The organism is Pseudomonas peradeniyensis, from assembly GCF_014268935.2.
GTDB classification, from domain to species: Bacteria; Pseudomonadota; Gammaproteobacteria; order Pseudomonadales; family Pseudomonadaceae; genus Aquipseudomonas; species Aquipseudomonas peradeniyensis.
The window spans coordinates 82,223-102,910 of the sequence record NZ_JABWRJ020000005.1 but is presented as its reverse complement, the minus strand read 5'-3'; the positions used below and the strand labels follow the sequence as shown (position 1 = coordinate 102,910).

At 63.6% G+C, this 20,688-nt stretch carries 20 protein-coding genes and 1 pseudogene; 5 read left to right on the top strand and 16 right to left on the bottom strand.

Annotation, left to right across the window (positions count from 1 at the left end):
- The first annotated feature begins 29 nt into the window (after positions 1-29).
- Positions 30-2,165 carry a type I secretion system permease/ATPase gene (locus HU751_RS24675; RefSeq protein WP_186733058.1) on the top strand — a complete coding sequence of 712 codons (2,136 nt, stop codon included), beginning with the start codon at positions 30-32 and terminating at the stop codon, positions 2,163-2,165.
- A gap of 55 nt (positions 2,166-2,220) precedes the next feature.
- Positions 2,221-3,576 (top strand): HlyD family type I secretion periplasmic adaptor subunit, encoded by a 1,356-nt coding sequence (locus HU751_RS24670; RefSeq protein ID WP_186732980.1) that lies wholly within the window; start codon positions 2,221-2,223, stop codon positions 3,574-3,576.
- Positions 3,577-3,670: 94 nt separating this feature from the next.
- On the opposite strand, the gene HU751_RS24665 is transcribed toward HU751_RS24670, so the two are convergent.
- From HU751_RS24665 to HU751_RS24635, 8 genes and pseudogenes are all read right to left on the bottom strand, one after another.
- Positions 3,671-4,402 carry a proteasome-type protease gene (locus HU751_RS24665; protein ID WP_186732981.1) on the bottom strand — a complete coding sequence of 244 codons (732 nt, stop codon included), beginning with the start codon at positions 4,400-4,402 and terminating at the stop codon, positions 3,671-3,673.
- Positions 4,403-4,434: 32 nt separating this feature from the next.
- Positions 4,435-5,232: a transglutaminase family protein gene (locus tag HU751_RS24660; RefSeq protein ID WP_186732983.1), complete on the bottom strand. Its 798-nt coding sequence runs from the start codon at positions 5,230-5,232 to the stop codon at positions 4,435-4,437.
- Positions 5,229-6,179, bottom strand: a complete 951-nt coding sequence (locus HU751_RS24655; protein WP_028691113.1) for an alpha-E domain-containing protein — start codon at positions 6,177-6,179, stop codon at positions 5,229-5,231. The genes HU751_RS24660 and HU751_RS24655 overlap by 4 nt, the downstream gene beginning before the upstream one ends.
- Positions 6,180-6,182: 3 nt before the next feature.
- A complete protein-coding gene (locus HU751_RS24650; protein WP_028691114.1) occupies positions 6,183-7,592 on the bottom strand; it encodes a circularly permuted type 2 ATP-grasp protein in 1,410 nt (469 codons plus the stop codon).
- A 203-nt stretch (positions 7,593-7,795) separates the two neighbouring features.
- Positions 7,796-8,395 carry a tRNA-uridine aminocarboxypropyltransferase gene (locus HU751_RS24645; protein WP_186732985.1) on the bottom strand — a complete coding sequence of 200 codons (600 nt, stop codon included), beginning with the start codon at positions 8,393-8,395 and terminating at the stop codon, positions 7,796-7,798.
- A 149-nt stretch (positions 8,396-8,544) separates the two neighbouring features.
- On the bottom strand, positions 8,545-9,573 hold the full coding sequence (locus HU751_RS24640) for a methyl-accepting chemotaxis protein (protein WP_371263157.1): 1,029 nt from the start codon (positions 9,571-9,573) through the stop codon (positions 8,545-8,547).
- Between the two features lie 234 nt (positions 9,574-9,807).
- Positions 9,808-10,104: pseudogene (locus HU751_RS27395) on the bottom strand (PAS domain-containing protein); the annotation flags it as partial.
- Positions 10,105-10,250: 146 nt separating this feature from the next.
- Positions 10,251-11,144 carry a LysR family transcriptional regulator gene (locus HU751_RS24635; RefSeq protein ID WP_028691117.1) on the bottom strand — a complete coding sequence of 298 codons (894 nt, stop codon included), beginning with the start codon at positions 11,142-11,144 and terminating at the stop codon, positions 10,251-10,253.
- Between the two features lie 226 nt (positions 11,145-11,370).
- Here HU751_RS24635 and speB point away from each other — a divergent pair, with 226 nt between their 5' ends.
- Both speB and HU751_RS24625 read left to right on the top strand, forming a co-directional pair.
- A complete protein-coding gene (speB, locus tag HU751_RS24630; RefSeq protein ID WP_028691118.1) occupies positions 11,371-12,321 on the top strand; it encodes an agmatinase in 951 nt (316 codons plus the stop codon).
- A gap of 242 nt (positions 12,322-12,563) precedes the next feature.
- Positions 12,564-13,943, top strand: a complete 1,380-nt coding sequence (locus HU751_RS24625; RefSeq protein WP_186732989.1) for a sodium:solute symporter family protein — start codon at positions 12,564-12,566, stop codon at positions 13,941-13,943.
- 70 nt (positions 13,944-14,013) lie between these two features.
- On the opposite strand, the gene HU751_RS27065 is transcribed toward HU751_RS24625, so the two are convergent.
- A complete protein-coding gene (locus HU751_RS27065) occupies positions 14,014-14,142 on the bottom strand; it encodes a PA1414 family protein (RefSeq protein ID WP_256206021.1) in 129 nt (42 codons plus the stop codon).
- A gap of 124 nt (positions 14,143-14,266) precedes the next feature.
- Positions 14,267-15,160: a putrescine utilization regulator PtrR gene (gene ptrR, locus HU751_RS24620; RefSeq protein WP_186732991.1), complete on the bottom strand. Its 894-nt coding sequence runs from the start codon at positions 15,158-15,160 to the stop codon at positions 14,267-14,269.
- 106 nt (positions 15,161-15,266) lie between these two features.
- On the opposite strand from ptrR, the gene HU751_RS24615 reads away from it, so the two are divergent.
- A complete protein-coding gene (locus tag HU751_RS24615) occupies positions 15,267-16,436 on the top strand; it encodes an MFS transporter (RefSeq protein WP_186732993.1) in 1,170 nt (389 codons plus the stop codon).
- Between the two features lie 255 nt (positions 16,437-16,691).
- On the opposite strand, the gene HU751_RS24610 is transcribed toward HU751_RS24615, so the two are convergent.
- From HU751_RS24610 to HU751_RS24585, 6 genes are all read right to left on the bottom strand, one after another.
- Positions 16,692-17,618 (bottom strand): DMT family transporter, encoded by a 927-nt coding sequence (locus HU751_RS24610; RefSeq protein WP_186732995.1) that lies wholly within the window; start codon positions 17,616-17,618, stop codon positions 16,692-16,694.
- Positions 17,619-17,892: 274 nt separating this feature from the next.
- On the bottom strand, positions 17,893-18,378 hold the full coding sequence (locus HU751_RS24605; protein WP_225933407.1) for a pentapeptide repeat-containing protein: 486 nt from the start codon (positions 18,376-18,378) through the stop codon (positions 17,893-17,895).
- Positions 18,379-18,494: 116 nt separating this feature from the next.
- On the bottom strand, positions 18,495-19,094 hold the full coding sequence (locus HU751_RS24600) for a hypothetical protein (RefSeq protein ID WP_186732998.1): 600 nt from the start codon (positions 19,092-19,094) through the stop codon (positions 18,495-18,497).
- Between the two features lie 77 nt (positions 19,095-19,171).
- On the bottom strand, positions 19,172-19,435 hold the full coding sequence (locus HU751_RS24595) for a DUF8617 domain-containing protein (protein ID WP_186733000.1): 264 nt from the start codon (positions 19,433-19,435) through the stop codon (positions 19,172-19,174).
- 161 nt (positions 19,436-19,596) lie between these two features.
- Positions 19,597-19,836, bottom strand: coding sequence for a hypothetical protein (locus HU751_RS24590; protein ID WP_110739570.1), 240 nt, complete (start codon positions 19,834-19,836; stop codon positions 19,597-19,599).
- Positions 19,837-20,271: 435 nt separating this feature from the next.
- A complete protein-coding gene (locus HU751_RS24585; protein WP_186733001.1) occupies positions 20,272-20,595 on the bottom strand; it encodes a hypothetical protein in 324 nt (107 codons plus the stop codon).
- Positions 20,596-20,688: the final 93 nt, after the last annotated feature.

Sequence of the window (20,688 nt, the reverse complement as noted above, 5' to 3'; positions counted from 1 at the left end):
CGCGGCAGGAGTAGGCCATCGTGACCAGTATGCAAAGCGCGCAACCGCGCCTGGATGTTGATGATCCGTTGCTCGATGGCCTGCTGATCCTGTGCAAGCTGCACGGCTGCCCTGCCAGCCGCGCCAGCCTGTGCAGCGGCCTGCCGCTGGCCGAGCAACGCATGCCCCTGGCCCTGCTGCCCCGCGCCGCCGCGCGGGCGGGGTTGCAGGCGCGGGTGCTGCAACGTGACCTGGACGCCATCTCGGCACTCAACCTGCCGGTTCTGCTGATCCTCAACGACGGCCGCAGCGCCGTGCTGCAGCGCTGGGCGGACAACGGCCGGGCCCTGCTGCTGCCGTGCGAAGCCGAAGGCGGCGAGCAGTGGGTCGAACGCGATGCCCTGGCCGAGGCCTACAGCGGCCAGGTCCTGTTCGCCCGTCCTCGCCATACCCTGGAGGAGGTGCGCGCCCCGCTGATCCCACGGGTCAATGCCTGGTTCCGCGACACCCTGCGCCACTCGCGCTGGCTGTATGGCGATGCCCTGCTGGCCAGTCTGCTGATCAACCTGCTGGGGTTGATGGTGCCGCTGTTCGTCATGCAGACCTACGACCGCGTGGTGCCCAACCAGGCGCTGTCCACCCTGTGGGTATTGGTCGCCGGGCTGTTCATCGGCACCGCCTTCGAGCTGGTGCTGCGCATGGTTCGTGCGCACCTGCTGGACCAGGCCGGCAAGAAGACCGACCTGATTCTCTCGGCCACCTTGTTCGAACGCATCACCGGCATGAGCATGAAGGCGCGACCCGCCACCATCGGCGGCTTCGCCCAGAGCATTCATGACTTCCAGGGGCTGCGCGAATTCCTCACCGCGGTCACCCTGACCAGCATCATCGACCTGCCGTTCGTGGCGCTGATGCTGCTGGTGATCGGCCTGCTCGGCGGCTGGCTGGTAGTAATCCCGCTGATCGCCTTCCCGCTGGCCGTGGGTCTGGCGCTGTTCATCCAGGTACGCCTGCGTGACACGGTGCAGAAGAGCCTGAGCCTCGGCGCGGTGCGCCAGGCGTTGCTGATCGAGACCCTCGGCGGCCTGGAAACCCTCAAGGCCTGCGGCGCCGAAAGCGAGCGCCAGTACCAGTGGGAACACACCAACGGCGCCATCGCCCGCCTCGACGCCCATGCCCGCAACCTGTCTTCGCTGGCCAGCAACGGCACGCTGTTCATCCAGCAGTTCTGCGGCATGGCCACCATCGTCGCCGGGGTGTACAGCATCATCGCCGGCAACCTCAGCGTCGGCGCGCTGGTGGCCAGCTACATGCTCGGCAGCCGGGTCCTCGCGCCGCTGGGCCAGATCGCCGGGCTGATCACCCGCTACCAGCAGGCGCAGCTGACCATGCGCAGCACCGACGCGCTGATGAGCCTGCCCCAGGAACGCGAGGCCGAGCACCAGGCCCTGGAGCACACCGCGCTGCAGGGTGGCATCACCATCAACCACGCCACCTTCCGCTATGCCGGGCAAACGGCCCCGGCGCTCAACGATGTCAGCGCCACGCTCAAGCCGGGCGAGCGCATCGGCATCATCGGCCGCAGCGGCTCGGGCAAGAGTACCCTCGCCCGCCTGCTGATGGGCTTCCATCACCCTGACGAAGGCCAGGTGTTGCTGGACAACCTCGACCTGCGCCAGCTGGACATCGCCGACCTGCGCAGCCAGCTCGGCTACGTGGCCCATGACCTGCCCCTGCTGGCCGGCAGCCTGCGTGACAACCTCACCCTCGGCGCCCGCCATGTCAGCGATGCGCGCATGCTCGAGGTGGCCGAGCTGACCGGGGTCAGCGAACTGGCCCGCCAGCACCCGCAGGGCTTTGACCGCCCGGTAGGCGAGCGCGGCCAGCTGTTGTCCGGTGGCCAGCGCCAGGCCGTGCTGCTGGCCCGGGCCCTGCTGCTGGAGCCGCCGATCCTGATCCTCGACGAACCCACCAGCCACATGGACAACAGCAGCGAGGAGCAACTGCGCCAGCGCCTGCTGGACTGGGTGCCGGGCAAGACCCTGCTGCTGGTCACCCACCGCACCTCGATGCTCAGCCTGGTGGACCGGCTGCTGGTACTGGACAACGGCAAGATCGTCGCCGATGGGCCGAAGGACGCGGTCATCGATGCGCTGCGCAAAGGCCGTATCGGCGCGGCGCTGTGAACCAACAATCTAAGCCCGCTCCCACAAAGGCCCCGGCCTGCATCGGAGGTAGAACATGCCCCTCAGCCATAGCGTGCGCAGCTACCTCCAGGGCGCCGACAAGCGCGCCGAACGCGACTACATGCCGGAACTGGCCGGCGCCACCTTGCAGGAGTCCCCCAGCCTGTCGCGCCTGACCGTGTGGCTGGCGGCGATCCTGTTGCTGGTGGCCCTGGTCTGGGCCAATTTCGCGGTGCTCGACGAAGTCACCGTCGGCGAGGGCAAGGCCATCCCATCGAGCAAGGTACAGGTGGTGCAGAACCTCGAGGGCGGCATCGTCACCGAGATCTTCGTGCGCGAAGGGCAGATGGTCGACAAGGGCGCGACCCTGCTGCGCCTGGACGACACCCGCTTCAAGTCGAACAAGGGCGAGAGCGAGGCTGATCGCTATGCGCTGACCGCCCAGGTCGAACGCCTGTCGGCCGAATCCGACGGCCGCCCCTTCGTGCCGTCCGACGAGGTACGCGGCAAGGCACCGCAGGTGGCCGAGGACGAAATCGCCTTGTACCAGTCGCGCCAGCGGCGCCTGGCCAGCGAAAAGCAGACCCTCAACGAACAACTGCGGCAGAAGACCCAGGAGCTGGCCGAGTTCCGCTCCAAGGCCGACCAATACCGTTCGGCCGTGGGCCTTTTGCAGCAGGAGCTGGACATGTCCTCGCCGCTGGTGGGCAAGGGCGCCATCTCCCCGGTGGAGATCCTGCGCCTTAAGCAGCGCAGCGTGGAGGCGCGCGGCCAGCTCAATGCCACCAACCTGGCGATCCCCCGCGCCGAGGCGGCGATCGCCGAAATCCGCAGCAAGATCCAGGAATCCGACGCCAGCTTCCGCTCCGACGCCGCCAAGGAGCTCAACGACAAGCGCACGGAGCTGTCGAAGATCACCGCCACCAGCATCGCCATCGACGACCGGGTCAACCGCACCACCGTGGTGTCGCCGGTACGCGGCATCGTCAAGCTGCTCAAGGTCAACACCATCGGCGGCGTGGTCCAGCCCGGCAGCGACCTGGTGGAGATCGTGCCGATCGAGGACAACCTGCTGATAGAGGCCAAGGTAAGGCCCCAGGATGTGGCATTCCTGCACCCGGGGCAGACCGCGATGGTCAAGTTCAGCGCCTACGACTACACCATCTACGGCGGACTCAAGGCCAAGCTGGAGCTGATCGGCGCGGATACCGTCACCGACGACAAGGGCAATGCGTTCTACCTGATCCAGGTGCGCACGGACAAGAACCACCTGGGCGGGGACAACAAGCCGCTGCTGATCATTCCGGGGATGGTGGCCACGGTGGATATCATCACCGGGCAGAAGAGCGTGCTGGACTATCTGCTCAAACCCGTCCTCAAGGCCAGGACCGAAGCGTTGCGAGAGCGGTGAATGCCGATCGAGGCGCCTTCACGGGCAAGCCCACTCAGACAGGGATATCAGCGCAGCGAGATCGGTTGTGCGCCCCTATCCCCGACAAACGCCCTCAGCGGATATAAACCTCCGGCGGCTCCGGCAACGCGGCGAGCAGATCCCGCAGACCATCGGCCCATTGCGCCTGGATCCGCAGAAAATAGGGATCATGGGTGCCGATCCGGTGACAGTTGCTGGCAGCCAGGCTGTCCTTGCGATACACCAGCACATCCAGTGGCATGCCCACCGACAGGTTGCTGCGCATGGTCGAATCGAACGAAATCAGGCCACAGCGCAATCCCTCGCCCAGCGGTGTGTGATACAGCAGGTTGCGATCAAGGATCGGCCTGCCGTACTTGCTCTCGCCCAGTTGCATGAACGGCGTATCTTCCGTGGCCTGGATGAAATTACCCTGGGGATAGATGTTGTACACCCCCATGGGCTGCTCGGCGATCTGCCCGCCCACCAGGAACGAACAGCCCAGGTCGACCTTGCCTGACAGTTTGGTGCAGTCGCGGGCGATCACCTCGCGGATGGTCTCGGCCACCAGCGCCGTGGCGTCATACAGCGTCGGCACGTTCAATAGGTGCGCGCCGTCCTGGTTGCAGCGCTGACGGAGCAGGCTCACCACTGATTGCGACGTGGCCAGGTTGCCGGCGGTCTGCAGCACAATCACACGCTCGCCCGAGCGGTTGAAAACGAACAGCTTGCGAAACGTCGATATCTGGTCGATCCCCGCATTGGTCCGTGAATCCGAAATGAACACCAGCCCATCGGCCAGGTGCATCGCAACGCAGTACGTCATGGTGCTAACTCATGCAGAGGTAGGAAGTGTCGCTATTGCTGCTGAGACTGTGGCTTGGAGCTGACCAGAACCTGCGCCTGCATCGACTCGATCCCCCCGCCACGGCGCATGCCGCGTACCGGGCAAGCGTCCAGGTAATCATGCCCCACCGCCAGTTTCAGGTGGCGCTCGGGCCGAGCCAGACGGTTGGTCACATCGAAGCTGTACCAGCCATCGTCGAGCCAGGCCTCGGCCCAGGCATGACTGGCCAGATGGTTCTCGTCCTCGGTGCACAGGTAGCCTGACACATAGCGCGCCGGCACGCCCAGGCTGCGGGCACAGGCGAGAAAAGCGTGGGTATGGTCCTGGCAGACTCCGGCGCGGTTGGCGAACGCCTCGGCGGCCACGGTATCGACCGCCGTCGAACCAGGGCTGTAGGCCATGTGATCGGCCAATCCGTTCATCAACTCGATCAGCGCCGTCCGATCACGACGACTGCCACAGTGGCGCACGGCGAAATCATGCAACGCCTCGTCGGGGCTGCTGAGCTTGCTCGAGCGCAGGAAGGGCAAGGCCGATCGTGTGTCGTGCTCCACCTCCAGGGTCTGGTCGATCTCCACCTCGCCATGGGCGCTCAGCATCAACGCACCATGGGGTTCGTCGAGCGTCAGCACGTGCAGGACGTTGCCATAAGGATCAAGTTGGCTGCCTACCGGGCGCGGCAATTCCAGCTGCCATTGCAGGACGCGCTGGCGTTCGCTGCTCTGGGGCGTCAGTCGCAGCAGCTGAATGCTCATGCAGACATCGTCGGAATAGTGATAGGTGGTGTCGTGACGAATGGACAGTCTCATACTACCTCCAGATAGGAATCGTGAACGCTCTGCCCCAGATGATTGATCTGGCCAATGTGATGGTTCAGCCACTGATGCAATCCGGACGCGAGAATTTCCTCGATACCGGTAAAGCGCAACCGCGCACTCAGCTCTGCCGCGAGGCGTTGCGCCGGACGCCCGTTGTCGCCCGGCAGGCCGGCCAGCAGCTGTGCCAGCTCCTCGACGCAGGCATGCAGCGAACGCGGTACGTCCGCGCGTAGCAACAACATCTCCGACACCTGCTCGGCACCGGGAGCCGTGCGGTAGATTTCATTGAACGCCTCGAAGGAGGACAGCGCCCGCAGCAAGGCACTCCATTGGTAATAGCCACGGGCCGAATTGTCACTGACCTCCTCGGACTCCTCACCAAACATTTCGTAGCGCGCATCCAACAGGCGCAGCGTGTTGTCGGCCCGTTCGAGGAAGGTGCCCAACCGGATGAAGCCATAGGCGTCATTGCGCATAATGGTGCCGGCGGTGGCTCCGCGGAACAGATGCGAACGCTCCTTGACCCATTCGCAGAAAGAGTTGATGCCGTAGCGTGCCAGGCCCTTGTCGGCGATGTTGCGCATCTCGAGCCATGTAGCGTTGATGTTCTCCCACATGTCAGCAGTGATCCGCCCGCGCACGGCATGCGCATTGCTGCGAGCCGCGCGCAGGCAACAATAGATGCTGCCGGGGTTGCGTTCGTCCAGAGCGAAAAAATGCAGCATGTACTCGACGTTGAGTTCACCATGGCGACGGTGATAATCGTCCAGCGTTCCGGCCGCCAACAGCGACATCGCCAGCTCGGCGCGGCCATCGCTACGCCCCGCCTGCGGCATCAGCGAAAGCGAATAGCTGACTTCGAGCATGCGTGCGAGGTTCTCCGCGCGCTCAAGGTAACGGGACATCCAATACAGGTCGGCAGCCGTTCTTGAAAGCATGATTCAGTCCTCCACCACCCAGGTGTCCTTGGTGCCGCCGCCCTGGGAAGAATTGACCACCAGCGAGCCTTCACGCAGCGCCACGCGGGTCAGGCCACCTGGCACCAGGCGGGTTTCCTTGCCTGACAGCACAAACGGGCGCAGGTCGATATGCCTCGGCGATATGCCACTCTCGACAAAGGTCGGGCAAGTGGATAGGCACAGCGTGGGCTGTGCGATGTACGCATGGGGTCGCGCCTTGATACGGGCTCGGAACGCTTCGATTTCCGCCGTGCTGGCGGCCGGCCCGACCAACATGCCGTAGCCACCGGACCCTTGGGTTTCCTTGACCACCAGGTCCGCCAGATTGGCCAGCACATGGGACAACTCCGCAGGCTTGCGACATTGCCAGGTGGGCACGTTCTTGAGAATCGGCTCTTCGCTCAGGTAGAAGCGGATCATGTCGTCGACATACGGGTAGATCGACTTGTCGTCAGCCACTCCGGTGCCCACGGCGTTGGCCAGCACAACATTGCCGGCCCGGTAGGCCGTGATCAGTCCTGGCACGCCCAGCAGCGAGTCCGGATTGAACGTCAGCGGATCGAGGAAGGCATCGTCCAGCCGGCGGTAGATCACATCGACCGCCTGCGGGCCTGACGTGGTACGCATGAACACCCGGTTGTCACGCACGAAAAGGTCAGCGCCCTCCACCAGTTCCACACCCATTTCCCGCGCCAGGAAGGCATGCTCGAAATAGGCACTGTTGAAGCGGCCCGGAGTCAGCACCACGGTGGTGGGATTGTCCAGCGGGCTTGAGCGCTTGAGGGTGTCCAGCAACAGATTCGGATAATGGTCGATGGGCGCCACCCGCTGGGCGGCGAACAGCTCCGGGAACAGCCGCATCATCATCTTGCGATCTTCGAGCATGTAGCTCACGCCGCTCGGCGTGCGCAGGTTGTCTTCCAGGACGTAGTAGCTGCCGTCGCCATCGCGCACCAGATCGACACCGGCGATGTGCGCATAGATGCCTCGGTGCAGGTCCAGCCCCTGCATGGCCACCTGGTAACCGTCGTTGGCCAGTACCTGCTCCGGTGGGATGATGCCTTGCTTGAGGATCCGCTGGTCGTGGTAGATATCCTCGAGGAACAGGTTCAGCGCCTGCACCCGCTGGATGCAGCCACGCTCCACGACCTGCCACTCGCTGGCCTTGATGCTGCGCGGAATGATATCGAAGGGGATCAGCCGCTCGGTACCCTGCTCATCGCCGTACAAGGTGAACGTGATGCCTGCCCGGTGAAACAGCAGGTCCGCCTCGCGACGCCGCTGCTCGAGCAACTCCAACGGCGTGTCGGCCAGCCAGCGCGCAAACGCCTGATAATGAGGCCGGCAATCACCCGCCGCATCGTACATCTCATTGAAAAAGGCCCGAGGCATAATCAGTTCCTCACCACGCAATGCTTGTCCGTTATCGATGCATGGTTGACCTAGCAATAGCAGTGCCGGAAACACGGCACCTCAGGCGGGACGAGGTGTGCAGGGGTCGCAGCAGGCGGCGGCCACGCCCCAGATCAGGGCTTCACCGGCGAACGCGCCCCTGCCAGTGAACCAAAACAGGGTGCTGCTGATCGGCGTAGTGGTCACTTTTCGCCATGATTACGTTCGAACGTCTCCTGCCCCATCGCGCTGATCTGCCCCTCGATCAGCGCTTCAAAAGGCCTCAACAAAGCAGCGAAACCGCTCGGTGCCTCCAACACATTCAACGCCTGCACCACTGCCTCCAGGGTCGACAAGGCCCCCGGCTCCGGTGCCTTGCGCAGCCGATAGCGTGAGGGTGGGACGTTGCCCAGGGTCACCCGCGGCAGCGCCTCGAGCAGCGGGTTCAGGTACAGCATCTTGCGCGCCTTGCGCCATGTACCATCCGGCACGATCAGCATCAACGGCAGGTCGACGTCTTGACCATAGCCTTGCAGGACCTCGGCTTCATCACCGGGGAACAGCAACACGGGTCGATAGCCCGGCGTGGCCAGCAGCGTATGCAGGTCGTCGAACACCTCGCCGATCCGCAGCTCGGCGTTGACCAGCCCAAGGGCCGCCAGGCGTGCGGTGTTCAGGGCGTGGGCGGTTTCGCTGGGGTGCTGCAGCACGACCACGCGGGTGCGGCTGTCCAGGTGCGGGATCAGTGGGCAAAGGCAATAGGCGAGCGGGCGCTGGCAGCGCTCGCAACGGGGTCTGGGCATGGGGGGCTCCTTGGGGCGGGTAGTTTGCCACAGGGTTGCCATCCCCGGGGGCTGCGAGGCGTTCGTGGGAGCGGGCTTGCCCCGCGACAAAGCCAGCACTGCAATCGCGGGGCAAGCCCGCTCCCACGCCCCGCTCACACGGTCCAACTTCAGCGGTTGAACCGCTCCGCCAGGCTGTGCAGGTACTCCGCCATGCGCTCCAGGTCCTGGCTGATCTCGGCCCCCTGCCTGGCCTGCCCCGCGCTCTCGTCGCACAAATGGGCGATGCGCACGATCTGCTGGTTGATGTCCTCGGCGACATGGCTCTGCTGCTCGGACGCCGTGGCCATCTGCTGGCTCATGCCGGTGATGCGGCTGACCGCCTGGGCGATCCCCGACAACGCCGCCTGCACCGCCTCGACGCTGTGCACACTGTCGCTGGAGATCTGCTGGCCCCGGCTGGCGCTGGCCACCGCGCGATCGGCACCGGAGCGCAGGGTGGAGATGATGTGGTGGATCTCCTCGGTCGAGGCGCGGGTGCGCTGCGCCAGCGAACGCACCTCGTCCGCCACCACGGCGAAGCCCCGGCCCTGCTCGCCGGCCCGCGCCGCCTCGATGGCGGCATTGAGCGCCAGCAGGTTGGTCTGCTCGGCGATCGAGGTGATCACATCCACCACGCTGCCGATCGACTGGGTCTGCTCGGCCAGGGCGTTGACCGCCTGGCCGATGTCGCTCACCGCCTCGCTCATGCTGCCCATGGCGCGCAGGCTCTGCTGCGCCAGGTCGCTGCCCTGCTGGGCCAGCTGGTCGGCGTCGCTGGCGGCATGGGCGGTGCTCTGCACGTTGTGGGTGACCTGCTGGATGGTTGCCGCCATCTGCGCGATGGCGGTGGCCGACTGGTCGGTCTCGCTGCGCTGGCGGTCGAGCATCTGCGCCTGGGCATCGGACAGGTCGGCGGACTGCGCGGCCCGCGACTTGACCCCGACACCGGCGTCCACCAGGCGCGTCAGCGCGGTCTGCAGGCGCGCCTCCTCGCTGATGATCGCCAGGTCGAGCTGGCCCTGCAGCCCGGGATTGTCGCTGTAAGTCAGCGCCACCAACGGGCTGGTGAAGGCCTTGGGGTGCTCCTGCAGAGTGCGCCGGATCGACTGGTTCTGCCGGTGCTCGACCACGTACCAGGCCGCCAGCAGGCTGGCCATCAGCACACCCAATGCCGCATAGGGGGGCAGCCACAGGTAGGCGGCGGCCGACAGCAAGCCCGCGCCGATCAGCGGCCAGCCATGGCCGACTCCATAACCGAGCCGCGCCGCCAGCGGCACCGGCGAGCGCCCTGCCCGCAGCCGGGCGTACAACTTCTCGGCCCGGCGGATCTGCTCCCGGGTCGGCACCGAGCGCACCGACTCGTAGCCGCTGATGCGGCCATTCTCGTACACCGCCGTGACGTAGGCGCTGACCCAGTAGAAGTCGCCGTTCTTGGCGCGGTTCTTGACCACGCCCATCCAGGGTTTGCCTTGCTTGATGGTGTCCCACATATGCCCGAAGACCGCCGGCGGCATGTCGGGGTGACGCACCAGGTTGTGCGGCTGGCCGACCAGTTCGTCGTAGGTGAACCCGCTGATGGCCACGAATGCGTCGTTGCAATAGGTGATGCGGCTGTTCAGGTCGGTGGTGGAGATCAGCCGCTGGTCTTGGGGAAAGGTTCTTTCGTGCTCGGTGACGGGCAAATTCATGCGCATCGTTGGCGATCCCTTGCTTATCCAGATGAGTGGGAAAATCATCAAAGCAAGTAGATATTTAGCAGAAGGCCATCACGTCAGCGGTCAAGTTTTGTAGGAAATTAGCCCGACCTGACGGAATGTGCTGAAAACGACCTGCGTCAGCCCACGTTGAGCTGACTCTTGAGCAAGTCGCGGAACGTCTGGATCAGGGGTTCCCGGCTCCGGCCACGGCGGATGATCAGGGAAAACGGCGCCTGGTAGCCGAAGGTCGCTGGCGACAGCACGCGCAGGTCGCCCTTGTCGACCCAGGCTTGGGCGTAGTGCTCGGGCAGGTAGCCAATGTAGGCGCCGGAGAGAATCAGAATCAGCTGCGCTTCCATGCTCTCCACGGTGGCGGCGCTGTGCTTGAAACCGTGCCGGGCCAGCTCTGCCTGGCTCCAGTAGCCGCGCCCGACCATGCGCTGCTGGGTGATCACCGGCTCCGGGATCCGTCGCTCACCGAACAGCGCGTGGCGGCTGCTGCAATACAGCCAGTGCTGCTCGCGGTACAACGGCTGGTAGACCAGGCCGCTCATGCGCGACGAGAACGCGCCGATGGCCAGGTCCAGGCGATTGTCCTGCACGCCCAGTTGCAGTTCGTACGGGCTGGACACCGACAGGTGCAGGTGCACCGCCGGGTGCTCCTGGCTGTAGGCGCCGATGGCCTCGGCCAGCGGCAGGGCGCGGTCGCCCACGGTGGAGTCGATCACCCCCAGGTTGAGAGTGCCGCGCAACTCGCCCTTGAGCGCCGCCGCGTACTGCTCGAAGCCGTCCAGCTCCCCCAGCAGGCGCAAGGTCTCCTGGTGGAACAGCTCGCCCTTGCTGGTCAGGCTGAAACCGCCACGGCCTCGGTGGCAGAGCACGATGCCCAGGGCGCTTTCCAGCTGGCTCATGTAGGTGCTGATGGCCGAGGTCGACAGGTTGAGGTCGCGCTGGGCGTTGGCGAAGCCCTGGTGACGCACCACGCTGGCGAAGATGCGCAGCAGTTTCAGGTCGGGCAGCGATGAGGCCATGGGGCAACGGGTCCGTGGGCTGGAAATGGCCAGAGTCTAACCCGGCCGCACACCGATAGTTCAGAAATTCCTGAAGTAAGTTTTTGTCGGTAGCGATTCTTCCCGGGCACTACCTTGCGCAGACTGCGGCGAAATGTCCCTGCCCGCCGGCACAACCAGAGCAACGAGGCGCGCGGCGGCACAGGTTCGAACAAACAGAACAATCGACCGACTGATGAGGCCCACCGTGGACAAGATTCTCCACCAACCACTGGGCGGCAACGAAATGCCGCGTTTCGGCGGCATCGCCACCATGCTCCGTCTCCCCCACCTGCAAAGCGCCGAAGGGCTCGACGCCGCGTTCATCGGCGTGCCCCTGGACATCGGCACCTCGCTGCGCTCGGGCACCCGCTTCGGCCCGCGGCAGATCCGCGCCGAGTCGGTGATGATCCGCCCGTACAACATGGCCACCGGCGCCGCCCCGTTCGACTCGCTGTCGGTGGCCGACATCGGTGACGTGGCGATCAACACCTTCAACCTGCTGGACGCCGTGCGCATCATCGAAGAGGCCTACGACGAGATCGTCGAGCACAATGTCATCCCGCTGACCCTGGGCGGCGACCACACCATCACCCTGCCGATCCTGCGCGCCCTGCACAAGAAGCACGGCAAGATCGGCCTGGTGCACATCGACGCCCACGCCGACGTCAACGACCACATGTTCGGCGAGAAGATCGCCCACGGCACCACCTTCCGCCGCGCCGTGGAGGAAGGCCTGCTCGATTGCGAGCGCGTGGTGCAGATCGGCCTGCGCGCCCAGGGCTACACCGCCGACGACTTCAACTGGAGCCGTCGCCAGGGCTTCCGTGTGGTCCAGGCCGAAGAGTGCTGGCACAAGTCGCTGGAACCGCTGATGGCCGAAGTGCGCGAGAAAGTCGGTGGCGGCCCGGTGTACCTGTCGTTCGACATCGACGGCATCGACCCGGCCTGGGCGCCCGGCACCGGCACCCCGGAAATCGGCGGCTTGACCACTATCCAGGCGATGGAGATCATCCGCGGCTGCCACGGCCTGGACCTGATCGGCTGCGACCTGGTCGAAGTCTCCCCACCCTACGACACCACCGGCAACACCTCGCTGCTGGGCGCCAACCTGCTGTTCGAAATGCTTTGCGTGCTGCCGGGCGTGGTACGTCGCTGATTGATGCGTAATGGTTATTGAAGGGACGTGGGAGCGGGCTTGCCCCGCGATTGCAATCGCGGGGCAAGTCGCATCGACGCACCGCCGCTCCCACGCGCCCCGTGCAATGCCATTGAAATAACCCCGGCAGGAGCCATTCGGGAGGGCCATAGAGGCCCGTCAACACATGACAGGACCGCCGGGCGCCTTGCAGCGTCCGGACGGCCGATCTCGCCATAATAAAGATAATCGGGAGACCCCCAATGGCCTTGGACATCATCGTTGTACTGATCTATGCCGCCAGCATGCTGGCCCTCGGCTGGTACGGCATGCGGCGCGCGAAGACCCACGAAGACTACCTGGTGGCCGGGCGCAACCTCGGCCCGACCCTGTACATGGGCACCATGGCCACCACCGTGCTCGGCGGCGCCTCCACCGTCGGCACCGTGCGCCTGGGCTACGTCCACGGCATTTCCGGCTTCTGGCTGTGCGCCGCCCTGGGCCTGGGGATCATCGCCCTCAACCTGTTCCTGGCCAAGCCGCTGCTGCGCCTGAAGATCTTCACCGTCACCCAGGTGCTGGAGCGCCGCTACAACCCGATGGCCCGCCAGGCCAGCGCGGCGATCATGCTTGCCTATGCGCTGATGATCGCGGTGACCTCGACCCTGGCCATGGGCACCGTGCTGCAGGTGCTGCTCGACGTGCCGTTCTGGATGGCCCTGCTGTTCGGCGGTGGCGTGGTGGTGGTGTACTCGACCATCGGCGGCATGTGGTCGCTGACCCTGACCGACATCGTCCAGTTCGTCATCAAGACCGTGGGCCTGATGTTCATCCTGCTGCCAGTGTGCCTGTACAAGGCCGGTGGCTGGGACGCCCTGGTGGCCAAGCTGCCGGCGGCCAGCTTCAGCTGGACCACCATCGGCTGGGACACCATCATCACCTACTTCCTGATCTACTTCTTCGGCATCCTGATCGGCCAGGACATCTGGCAGCGGGTGTTCACCGCCCGTGACGAGAAGGTCTGCCAGCGCGCCGGCACCACCGCCGGTATCTACTGCGTGCTGTACGGCCTGGCCTGCGCCCTGATCGGCATGGCCGCCCACGTGCTGATGCCGGATCTGGCCAACCCGAACAACGCCTTCGCCGAGATGATCAAGGGCCAGCTGCCCGAGGGCATCCGTGGCCTGCTGATGGCCGCCGCCCTGGCCGCGATGATGTCCACCGCCAGCGCGGGCCTGCTGGCCGCCTCGACCACCCTGACCGAAGACCTGCTGCCCAAGCTGCGCGGCGGCAAGCAGTCGAGCCTGGGCATCAACCGTCTGTTCACCCTGCTCACCGGCCTGGTGGTACTGGGTATCGCCCTGGCGGTGAACGATGTGATCAGCGCCCTGACCCTGGCCTACAACCTGCTGGTGGGCGGCATGCTGATCCCGCTGATCGGCGCAATCTTCTGGAAACGCGCGACCACCGCCGGGGCCATCGCCAGCATGACGCTGGGCTTCGGTACCGCGCTGCTGTTCATGTTCAAGGACGGCCTGGAGGCCAACTCGCCGATCTACTACAGCCTGGCCATCGGCCTGGTGAGCTTCGTGGTGGTCAGCCTGGCTTCGCGCAAACCGGTGGCGACGGCGAACCTGGCCTGAGGCCAGATCACGGGGCAACAACGCAAAAGGCCGCCGCATCGATGAGATGCGGCGGCCTTTTTGTCAGTGATCAGCGCCGACGCGGCTGGCGCTTGCGCTGTTCTTCGTCGGTCGGGATCGGCACCGGCTGCAACGGTGGCGGGAGCAGGCCCAGGGCGACGGCGAGGTCATGGAGCCAGTTGTACATGCGTTCGTTCATAGTGCCCCCTTGACGGGTCAGCCTCACGGTCAATCAAACTTGCGATGCGTCATACAGATCATAGACCTATGTCCTGTATTGCGCATGCCTCTGTTCCTACACATAGGGGCGATTTTGACCCGGATCAAGCGCAGACGGCAGCTTCCGACGGTCGGTCAATCGTTTCGCTTTGTTGCAAGTCGATCCAGGCCTGCAGATTCGCCCCGCGTTTGCCCTGGCGCCACATCAGCCAGGTCATCGCCTGGTCGAACGGCGCCTGCAACCGATGCGCCCGCACCTGCTCGCGGCCCGGCAGGCTGTCGAGCATGGACTGCGCCATCAACGCCACCCCGGCCCCGGCGATCACGCAGGCCAGCATGCTCTGGTACGACTCGATCTCCATGACCCGCCCCATCGGCGTGTGGGCATGGGCGTACCAGGCTTCCAGGCGCATGCGGTACGAGCAGCCCTGGCGGAAGGTGAACACCGCCTTGCCGGCCACATCCCTGGCGCTGTGCACCGCCGGGTGCTCGGGGCTGGTGATCAGCACCAGGGTTTCCTCGCACAACGGCACGCCATCCAGCCCGGCCAGGTTGAGCGGGCCGTCCACCAGCGCCGCGTCCAGCCGATGGCTGAGCACCCCTTCCAGCAGCTCGGCACTGGGCGCCGCCTGCACCTGCAGGTTCACTGCCGGATAGGCCTGGTGGTAGCGCGCCAGCAGCGCCGGCAAATGAATGGCCGCCGTGCTGTACATGGTGCCCAGCACGAAGTCCCCCGCCGGCTGGCCGCCCTGCACCGCGGCCAGGGCCTCGTCACGCAGGTTGGTCAGCCTATGTGCGTAGTCGAGCAGCACCTTGCCGGCCGGCGACAGCTGCAAGCGCTGGCGCTCGCGCAGGAACAGCTCCACCCCCAGTTGCTCTTCGAGCTGACGCAGGCGCGTCGACAGGTTCGACGGCACCCGGTGCAATCGCTCGGCGGCGCGGGTCACCGAGCCCTCCTCGGCCACGGCCTGGAAGATGCGCAGTTGGCTGAACTCCATGAGATTCTCCAAAACAGAACAACTTGATCATCATTATTCAATTTTATTGAAAGTCAATGAGCCCTACCCTGCCATCCATCGCATCCCTTCGTGCAGGAGACTTTCCATGTCACCCATCGTGCAACTGCTGGCCAGCGCCGTGGCGCTGATGATGGCCATGGGCATCGGCCGCTTCGCCCTCACGCCGCAACTGCCCCGACTGATCGCCGAGGGCCAGTTCGACCTCACCGCCGGCGGCCTGGTCGCCGCCGCCAACTACCTGGGCTACTTCCTCGGCGCAGTGGACGCCATGTTCGCCCGCCAGCCCGCCCAGGTGCGCCTGCGTCTGCATGGAGGCCTGTGGCTGTGCGTGCTGCTGACCCTGGCCTCGTGGGCCGCCGACGGTTTCTGGAGCCACCTGCTGCTGCGCTTCGGTACCGGCGTGGCCAGCGCCTGGGTGCTGGTGATGATCGCCAGCCTCAGCCAGCAACTGGCCAGCGCCCATGGCCGGCAGCGCCTCGGCGCGCTGGTGTTCGCCGGGCCCGGCGTCGGCATCGCGGTGACGGGCGTACTGGCCCTGGGCGCGCACCTGCTAGGGCTGGATTCGGCGGCCCTGTGGCTGGTCTATGGCGTCGCCGCGCTGGTCATGCTGCTGGCGGTGCTGCCGTGGCTGCCACGGGCGCTGGAACCCACCGCCACGCCTGCGGCCGTCAACGAACAAGGCCGCGGCACCGGCATCGGACGCCTGGGCCTGGTCTATGCGCTCTACGGGATCGGCTACATCCTGCCGGCCACCTTCCTGTCGCAGATGGCCAGCCAGCAGTTCCATGGGCAGTGGCAAGCCGACCTGTTCTGGCCCGCGTTCGGATTGGCATCGGCGCTCGGCGTTGCCATCGTCAGCCTGCGCCGCCCGGGGCGAACCTCCGCCTGGCTGACCACCACCCTGTGGCTGCAAGGGCTGGGTGTACTGGCCTGCCTGCTCGGTGGCGGCGTCGGCCTGGCATTGGGCGTGCTGCTGTGCGGCGGGCCGTTCCTGGCCTGCATGCAACTGGTGATGCAGCGCTCACGGGAGCTGGCGCCCCATGCCACGCAGCGCAATGCCGGGTTGCTGACCGCGTGCTTTGCCCTGGGACAGTTGAGCGGGCCGTTGCTGGCGGCGTTGAGCAGCCATTTCAGTGGTGGATTACAGCCAGCGTTGGTGTTGGCGGCGGCAGGGTTGGCCGTGGCCGGAGTGCTGGCCGTGACAGGAGGTCATTACCTGCAGGAATGCCACTCAAATGCCCGAACTGCCGGATGATGGTGGGTTGAATTCAGCAACAGATCGAAATCATTTGTGCCTCTCTTGGCAACGTTTCATTGGCTACATTCTCCAACACTTGCAGAGGACGCAAAATGACTGAAACGTTCCATGAATTCGAGGCTGCCGCCTATTTGGCTTCTCCAGAAACCATCGCACAGTTCATGACTGACGCATTGGAGACAGGGGATGCAGCCTACGTAGCAAAAGCCGTGGCCGTGGTGAAACGCGCCAGGAGCCGGCGCGTCTACCCTCTCATCCCACCAGCTTGCGCAACTGCTGCCGCACCCACGCCTCGGCGCTGACCATGACCACCCCGAGCAACACCATTCCCGCACCGATCACGAAGTTCAGGCTCAGCGGCTCATCCAGCAGCAGCACGCCGAAGGTCACCCCGAACAGCGGCGTGATGAAGGAAAACACCGCCAGGTTCGAGGCCAGGTATTTGCGCAGCAACCAGAACCAGGTCAGGTAGCTCACAAACGACACCACGATCCCCTGGAACAGCACACTGCCCACCGCCAGCGGGGTCAGCGAGAAATCGGCGATCTGCCCGCTCACCAGGGCGATCAGCACCAGCCCGACAAACCCCACCGCCAGCTGGTAGAACAGGGTCAGGGTCGCCGGCGCCTCGGACAGTCGCGAGCCGCGCACCACCACCGTGGTCGCGCCCCAGGCTAGGCCCGCCAGGATCGCCAGGGCATCGCCCAGCAACATGCGTCCATCGAGGTGTTCGAGGGAAACCCCGCCGGCGAAGGCCAGGGCAATCCCCCCGAAGGCCAGCAGGATGCCCAGCCACTGCAACAGCCGCAGCCGCTCGCTGGGCATCATGAAATGCAGCCCCAGGGCGGTGAAGATCGGCGCGGTGTAGAGGAACACCGACATGTGCGCCGCCGAGGTCAACTTCAGCCCCTCGGCGATGAACAGGAACTCCAGGCCGAACAGCGCGCCGGCCAGCAACCCGGCGCGCCAGGTGCTGCCCACCTGGCTCCAGCCACCCCGCCAGCAGACCAGCAGCCCCACCAGCAGCGCGGCGATGCCATTGCGAAACGCCGCCTGCATGACCGGTGCGATGTCCACGGCAGCGGATTTGATCAGCACCTGCTGGCAGCCCCAGATCAGGCACAGCCCCAGCATGACCTGGAAGGCGAAGGCGTCGGGGTTCTTGCGGACCGCAGTCATGGGCGGCCCCTCAGCGGGTTGAACGACATGGCAAGGCTCGGCAGTGAGAATGGATCCCGATTATCGGGTGACCGGCCTTGGCGATGCCAGCCTAAATTGTCCCGTCTCCGGTCCGTGCCATGGCGAAGGCTTGAGTAATCAGGGGCGTACAGGTTTTCTTGCCCGCATCGCTCAACGGGAGATACGCCGGCTTGCCTCTGGGCGTCAACGCATCAAGCCCATCTATTCAGACTGAACTGAGCGCCATACGCCCCCCAATTACCGTGTCAGCCGATCATAGGATCTCTTCAGAAGGCACTTCAAAAGCAGAATCATCGCTTTGCCGGACTGCGCCTTGAGCGACAGGATCGAATCCCGCTGGCCACCGGGTACTGTCGTTGAACATGGCCAACTGGAATTCTGCCTTCTCGATCCTGCGCGCGCGTAAATCGGCACCGCATAGATTGCTGCCCTTGAATACAGCCCCTCCGATATCAGCCTCTGCCAGGTTTGCAGCGCGCAGGTCGGCCCCGCTGAAGTCGGCAGAGGCGGCCAGCGCCCGAGAAAGATCGGCATTGCGCAGCCGGGCGCCGTTGAACAGGGCATTGGCCAACGTCGCTCCTCGCATGTCGACAGCGGTGAGATCCGCCTCGATGAACGACGCGTTTCTGAGATCGCTACCTATGAACGTAGTCGCCCTGGCATCCAGGCCGTCGAACTGCGCCCGGTGCAATGACAGTCCATCGAGGTTGGCGCCGGGCAAGTTATCTTGGTCAAACATCCTGCACTCTCCCGTTTCAAAGCACAGTGAGATCATCTCGGCCCATCCAATGATTATCGCTTCCGGCGACCTTTGCGAGCGCCTGGGAAACAGCCTGAGCGTACAACCTGCTCTGCCTACGCCCGGTACAACGAACAAAAATGCTGGCTGACAAGCCTACTCTCCAGCATCTGGAGCAAAGAAAAGTCCAAGCTATCAGACACCACCAGCCCTCGCCTCAGCCCAACGGGAAAATCCTCAAGCGTGGCGTACTCTCCTGGCACTAAAAACCTGAAGTAATCACCCATCGCAGTATCCCCAGCATACCCTTCGGGGTAGTCCTCACCCGCACGGCTACCCTCCACGGCGTGATACACGAATAATCCCTTGTTAGAAGCAAGGTTCGCCTCGCTATAGTTCAGCCGTTCTTCCAGGTCATTTTGCAGTGCACTTGCCACACTGGCTTTCGACTTTTCTTGCCAGCGCCAAGCTGAGTAAAGATCCACTGCAAAGCCACCCTGCTTTGCTGGCGGGTAATCAGAATATTCCTGGGACTCCTGCCAAACAAATTCGCTTATCGAGTCCAGTACCCGCTCTACCTCCTCCAGCCTCAGCAGTACCTCGGGAATGGCCCCGTAGCAATTATTCAGCATGACTGCAATTCGACCGAATTTATCCATGGCGAACCAAGTGAATACCTCTCCAAAACCTGGAACCCATTTCTCATTCAGCCCCATCGGCATGCCTCCAAAAACAGACTTAACCCGGCCACGTTCAGCCCTATTCTATTTTCCGAACAACTTGCTACCAACCCTCAAGCCCCTGCCTGTTCTACGGCATAGGCCGTGAAACCATTCTTACCTTCCTCCAAATACAATCGCCTGCATTGAGGGCAACGGTAAACTGTCATGGCAGTCACTTCAATCGCCTCATAGAATTGCTCCGAAGACATTGGCCCCACCTCCAGGCGCTCAGCAACCCGCTCGATCACTGACTCAGGCATCAATGTCATTTCATGATCTGACCATCCCTGCGACAAATTCATGACATAACCACATCTACACAAAAACTTTGGCATTCTGCTTTTCCGCTGTCTGGTCTATCGAAGCGTGCCTCCGCCAGGTTGCGCTACTTAGACCATCACTAAAAAGACATGAAATATAACCTGATAACGGTGTCAATACCTACACCTGCACTGGGTGCCTTGGGATCCATAAACCCACTCAGTGAAGCATACGATCAAATACCATCCAGAAGCGCCTGAAGCTTTCGTGGATCAGCAATGCTGCCGAAGGAATAAATCCACGCTACTGGTAGAGAGAGATCTGGCGACTTCACCTTCAGATAGGGAACAAAATACTCAGCATCCAACAGATACTCCAGCCGTTTGCAGTCCTCGGCCCCCACAACATAAACGAAGGGTCCCTGCTCAGGGTCCAGATGAACCTGAACCCGCTCACCGGTTACAGAATCGATCATCAGTGACTTACCCTCTCTCTTGAAACCTTGGCGAACGCCTATAGCTCGATGCTGTCGAGCAGTGCCTGAAGTTTTACAGGGTCGGCGACGGTACCGAAATAGTACTCGCTCCCCCCATGAACACTAAGGTCCGGGCAAGGGCCCAACCAGTAGAGCACATTGAATTCATCATCAAACAGATCCCGGAGCGCCCCACTGTCCTGAAATGAAAAAACTCTGATATAAGGCCCATAACGGGGATCCATGAGAACCTGGACCCGTTGTTTAGTAATACCGTCAATCATTTTTCACTTCGTCGCCCGCCTAGCCATTTCAACTGATTTTTCACTTAGCCTGCTCTCTGACCTCACCCATATCGGTGATGGGAGCACCACCAAGCGACTCCATACCCCTGGGAAACATCATTGCAAAGAAAAATCAAAGAGAAAAGCTTTGTCAATCCAATGGATGTTCCCTGGCATAGGCCTGAAAATCCTCGAGCGCTATACCCGGTGCACCTGCCGCCAACCACAGCTGGAACTCTGCAGGATAGGGTGACAGCACTTGGCCGTCAGCGATCTGAGGCTTCGTCACCTCTCCATATCGCGTGACAAATCTGAGATGCGTTACAACAAGCACCCAGATTCTTCTCAGCCAAGGTGATTCCGGCACCCCCTGTGAAGCATCGGTCAGGTACGGAGACTCCCCCTCGACGAAAGCGAGAAGATCAGCCACCCTACCCGCCTTAATCAAAGAACGAATCAACTCAGTCTTTTCCATAAGGCCCTCTAATACCGGAACTTAACCGAATAACTTGATACCACCACCAATAAAAGCAATAAAAGGGAAGAGGTTTATTCTCCCTACTCTAAC

Bases quoted from the DNA above. Each gene is read 5' to 3' on its own strand.
- HU751_RS24660 (WP_186732983.1), bottom strand. From the start codon at position 5,232: ATGAGACTGTCCATTCGTCACGACACCACCTATCACTATTCCGACGAT.
- HU751_RS24675 (WP_186733058.1), top strand. From the start codon at position 30: ATGCAAAGCGCGCAACCGCGCCTGGATGTTGATGATCCGTTGCTCGAT.
- HU751_RS24615 (WP_186732993.1), top strand. From the start codon at position 15,267: ATGTCACCCATCGTGCAACTGCTGGCCAGCGCCGTGGCGCTGATGATG.
- HU751_RS24635 (WP_028691117.1), bottom strand. From the start codon at position 11,144: ATGGCCTCATCGCTGCCCGACCTGAAACTGCTGCGCATCTTCGCCAGC.
- HU751_RS24625 (WP_186732989.1), top strand. From the start codon at position 12,564: ATGGCCTTGGACATCATCGTTGTACTGATCTATGCCGCCAGCATGCTG.
- HU751_RS24585 (WP_186733001.1), bottom strand. From the start codon at position 20,595: ATGGAAAAGACTGAGTTGATTCGTTCTTTGATTAAGGCGGGTAGGGTG.
- HU751_RS24670 (WP_186732980.1), top strand. From the start codon at position 2,221: ATGCCCCTCAGCCATAGCGTGCGCAGCTACCTCCAGGGCGCCGACAAG.
- HU751_RS24665 (WP_186732981.1), bottom strand. From the start codon at position 4,402: ATGACGTACTGCGTTGCGATGCACCTGGCCGATGGGCTGGTGTTCATT.
- HU751_RS24595 (WP_186733000.1), bottom strand. From the start codon at position 19,435: ATGCCAAAGTTTTTGTGTAGATGTGGTTATGTCATGAATTTGTCGCAG.
- ptrR (WP_186732991.1), bottom strand. From the start codon at position 15,160: ATGGAGTTCAGCCAACTGCGCATCTTCCAGGCCGTGGCCGAGGAGGGC.
- HU751_RS24610 (WP_186732995.1), bottom strand. From the start codon at position 17,618: ATGACTGCGGTCCGCAAGAACCCCGACGCCTTCGCCTTCCAGGTCATG.
- HU751_RS24650 (WP_028691114.1), bottom strand. From the start codon at position 7,592: ATGCCTCGGGCCTTTTTCAATGAGATGTACGATGCGGCGGGTGATTGC.
- HU751_RS24600 (WP_186732998.1), bottom strand. From the start codon at position 19,094: ATGGGGCTGAATGAGAAATGGGTTCCAGGTTTTGGAGAGGTATTCACT.
- HU751_RS24590 (WP_110739570.1), bottom strand. From the start codon at position 19,836: ATGATCGATTCTGTAACCGGTGAGCGGGTTCAGGTTCATCTGGACCCT.
- HU751_RS27065 (WP_256206021.1), bottom strand. From the start codon at position 14,142: ATGAACGAACGCATGTACAACTGGCTCCATGACCTCGCCGTCGCCCTG.
- HU751_RS24605 (WP_225933407.1), bottom strand. From the start codon at position 18,378: ATGTTTGACCAAGATAACTTGCCCGGCGCCAACCTCGATGGACTGTCA.
- HU751_RS24655 (WP_028691113.1), bottom strand. From the start codon at position 6,179: ATGCTTTCAAGAACGGCTGCCGACCTGTATTGGATGTCCCGTTACCTT.
- HU751_RS24640 (WP_371263157.1), bottom strand. From the start codon at position 9,573: ATGGCCAGCCTGCTGGCGGCCTGGTACGTGGTCGAGCACCGGCAGAAC.
- HU751_RS24645 (WP_186732985.1), bottom strand. From the start codon at position 8,395: ATGCCCAGACCCCGTTGCGAGCGCTGCCAGCGCCCGCTCGCCTATTGC.